General features: G+C 57.4%; 4 protein-coding genes. 2 read left to right on the forward strand and 2 right to left on the reverse strand.

Translation table 11 applies throughout. The features are described from left to right. The first annotated feature begins 1,147 nt into the window (after positions 1-1,147). Together CF137_RS01605 and CF137_RS01610 are read left to right on the forward strand one after the other, a co-directional pair. Positions 1,148-2,152 (forward strand): plasmid recombination protein, encoded by a 1,005-nt coding sequence (locus CF137_RS01605; RefSeq protein WP_139717464.1) that lies wholly within the window; start codon positions 1,148-1,150, stop codon positions 2,150-2,152. After that, entirely contained in the window at positions 2,149-2,340 is a 192-nt protein-coding gene (locus CF137_RS01610; RefSeq protein ID WP_139714637.1) for a hypothetical protein, read from the forward strand. The genes CF137_RS01605 and CF137_RS01610 overlap by 4 nt, the downstream gene beginning before the upstream one ends. On the opposite strand, the gene CF137_RS01615 is transcribed toward CF137_RS01610, so the two are convergent. Further along, positions 2,337-2,576: a plasmid replication protein RepB gene (locus CF137_RS01615; RefSeq protein ID WP_139717469.1), complete on the reverse strand. Its 240-nt coding sequence runs from the start codon at positions 2,574-2,576 to the stop codon at positions 2,337-2,339. The two genes, CF137_RS01610 and CF137_RS01615, sit on opposite strands and share 4 nt — an antisense overlap. Before the next feature lie 108 nt (positions 2,577-2,684). Continuing rightward, the gene (locus tag CF137_RS01620; RefSeq protein WP_139717466.1) at positions 2,685-2,891 is read right to left on the reverse strand and encodes a hypothetical protein; all 207 of its coding nucleotides are present in this window, start codon (positions 2,889-2,891) and stop codon (positions 2,685-2,687) included. Between the last annotated feature and the right edge of the window lie 145 nt (positions 2,892-3,036).

Consider the following 3,036-nt stretch of genomic DNA (forward strand, 5'->3'; position numbering starts at 1 on the left):
AAAACAGTGGCTTACAGGCGTATTAAGTCGTGGCGAATAATCCACGAACCTAAACCGCTTCCGTGGATAACTGCTGCCGCCCACAAGCCGAACCGATGGCATGTGGACGGACGGGCGCAGTTACCCACCTCGCCAAGATCATCTCTCTTTTTTTTTGTTTAAAGACAGGGCGTAGGACACCGGCTCTCCTATCTTTCGCTGCGCTTCAAGATAGGCTCGCCCTCCTGCCTTTTTACGTCATTTTTGACGTAGTTCGGCTGGATGGTTCGCCTTGCTCAGGACTATCGAGGCTGCTTGCGGCAGCTCCCCCTCACGCGCTCCTGAGACACACCTTGCCACTCTGCACCTGCTTCAGTCCCCACCTGTGGGCCGGACTGCCGCGCCGTTTTTATCGAGCTGGCCGTGGTTGGTTCCCCGTTGCGCTCGGTGCTGGTGCCCCAAGGTTGCGAGCCCTGGGAGGCTATGGTGCGCGTCGCACGCTGGGCCGTGTGTGAGGTTTCCCCGTTCGGCCCGACCCCTGCATCCGCTCGACAACAAACTCATGCTTCCAATTCGAGCGGGTACGACTAATCGCCATTGGCAGAGGCCAACGGGTAACAGGGTTCGGACGGGATTTCGCTTGAAGACACGGCTGGACGCCGCTAAACTTGGTTGGAATTCGGTAGCTGCTTCCGTCCGAAGCTGTTACCCAGAAGTCCAAGGTATCCCCATACCGAAGACTTCCGAAGAACCCGCCTATGGCGGGTTTTTTCGTTTACGGGCATCAGCTTACTCTGGCCCGTGATCATGGATCAAGCAGCTTTTCGATCACTACAGGATCACAACACCCGCCCCATTTGGTAACTGTTACCGTAACCCCCCTCCCAAATCCGCCATAAAAATAGCCCGCTCGATCCGGCATGGTCGGCTGGCCGACCGAACCGGAACCGAGTGGGGGGCAAGCGATAGCGCGCCAGTTCGTGGCACCCTGCCTACGCATAATCGGCCCCCCTACACGCATAATCGCCCCCCCCTACAACAGGGCCAAACGTGTTTGGTTTTAGCCCCCCGCAGGGGCTCCAACTTTGGCACAAAGTGTTAGGAGAACACTTTGCCTCCCAACTCTGGTACTGTAACCGGAGACAAAAGAACAGGGGGCAAAGACACTATGGCACTCTCATTTTCGCTAGCACTCGACAAGATGAAGGCCCCAGCAGCAGGTAGAGCAGAGGGGCACAATGTCCGACTCCACGCCACAGAAAGCCAGCTCAGAAAAGAGGCATGGTTTACCCCAGCAGGCCGCCACCAGGTAAAACCTTGGCGGTCGGACTTGCTGGAAAAAGCGAAGGATCTGGCAAAACGGAAGGATGCGGTGCACGCCATCCAGTTTGTGATCCAGCTCGGCAACCAAACTGACTGGCGAGACGAACCAGAGCCCGACTTCCCCGAGGGAAGGCCAATAGACATCGCCGACCAGATGAACTGTGCCGCCCGAGGGGTTAGAGAATGGGCGGTGAAGGAGTTTGGGGAGGACAACATCGTTGGGATCGACCTCCACACAGACGAGAGCAGCCCCCATTTCCACGTGGTAGTAACGCCGATCAAGGACGGCAAGCTACAGGCCAAGGCGTGGTTAGACGGGTCCAGCAGGGTTGCAGCCCTGCGGAAACGGGCATGGCAGGCCGTCAATGCGCACATCGCCTGCGAGTACAAACCCGGCGCCGCTGGCGGTTCCCCACACGATCCCAGCAAGGCAGCCGGACAAATGCCGGTGCCGGCACCATCGATACTCGATAAGGTGACCGGACATGCCAAGGCCAAAAAGCTGGAACGCGAAAACGCCGCTCTCAGGGAGGAAAACGACCAGCTCAAACAAGCCCTGTTTAGCCGCCAGAAAGGCCGTTACAGCGCAGACCTGCTTGAGAAGGCCAAACAGGCCGAGCTAGCTGCAGAAATCGCTCAGAAAGCGTTAGGCGCAGCCAAGCAGGAGCTTTTGAGCTTGAAATGGGATGCAGGGCAGACCGTGAAGCAGTTGGAGACCCAGATTGGGAAGCAGGGAGCGGAGATCACGAAACTGAAGGGCTACAACCGACAACTGGCCGATCAGAACAACGAACTGGACGAGAAGCTGCGCGAACTGATGCCCAAGAAGTACCAAGGGCCGCGCCCATGAAGGGCTGGCACGTAGCGGCGCTGTTCGCCGCGGTGTTCTTCCTGAAAGGGGCCGTCACTGCATCGGGAGGCTGGTTTATGGGCCTGCTTGGGCTGCATGACTTCTTTGGCTGGGAGGCCCCCTCATACTTCGAAGGGGCTGCATGGATGGCGGCCTTTGCCGCCCTGCTGCGTTGGGCTCGACCCTAGCGGCTGCTGAGGTCTATCTCGATGCGGCGAAAGCCAATGCCGTTGGCCGTGTTGGCGGCTGCATCGATCGAGGAGAAGACCCGCCATCCGCCACGCTGCCGTTCGATGACTTCATCCCCCCCCTTACCGAAGCGTACCAGGTGAAGATGGAACCCCGCCCCCATTGGGGTGGGGACGATTATCGCCTTGGAGAATCCGCCCATATCGAAAATGGTCTTGGCCTCTTTTTCCTGCATCATCAAATCCCCCATTTGAAAAATCAAATCGACAATTTGATTTTACCCTCTTGGGGGGTGCAGTCAATCACTTTGGCAATATGATTCATCAAATCTACAAAATGATTTTCAATCCAGCTCAAGGCCCAAGGCAATGAGGCATTCCCGCCACTTCTGGGCCTCCAAATCGAAGTTGAGCAGGCCGCCTTCAACGCTGATCCGGCTCCCCAAATCGAGCAGCTGCATGTCCGCCATGTCGCACAAACGCTTGCCAGCGGCATCCAGTAACCATACCCGATCACCATCAAGCTCAATCAGGTGCTTGTCGAACTCCATGTTGCCTCCAGTAGGCTGGCCAGCGTTTGAGAAGGGGCCCCCGCTTGCGGGGTAGCGTCTCAAACAGGGGGCTGCCGACCCCCTTGTTACATAACACGAAATCTATACACACAGAGCACGCGCATAGGCGCGATAAAACCATGTT

Source organism: Aeromonas sobria, from assembly GCF_006243315.1.
In the GTDB taxonomy this organism is placed as follows: domain Bacteria; phylum Pseudomonadota; class Gammaproteobacteria; order Enterobacterales; family Aeromonadaceae; genus Aeromonas; species Aeromonas sobria_A.

Bases quoted from the DNA above. Each gene is read 5' to 3' on its own strand.
- CF137_RS01605 (WP_139717464.1), top strand. From the start codon at position 1,148: ATGGCACTCTCATTTTCGCTAGCACTCGACAAGATGAAGGCCCCAGCA.
- CF137_RS01610 (WP_139714637.1), top strand. From the start codon at position 2,149: ATGAAGGGCTGGCACGTAGCGGCGCTGTTCGCCGCGGTGTTCTTCCTG.
- CF137_RS01615 (WP_139717469.1), bottom strand. From the start codon at position 2,576: ATGCAGGAAAAAGAGGCCAAGACCATTTTCGATATGGGCGGATTCTCC.
- CF137_RS01620 (WP_139717466.1), bottom strand. From the start codon at position 2,891: ATGGAGTTCGACAAGCACCTGATTGAGCTTGATGGTGATCGGGTATGG.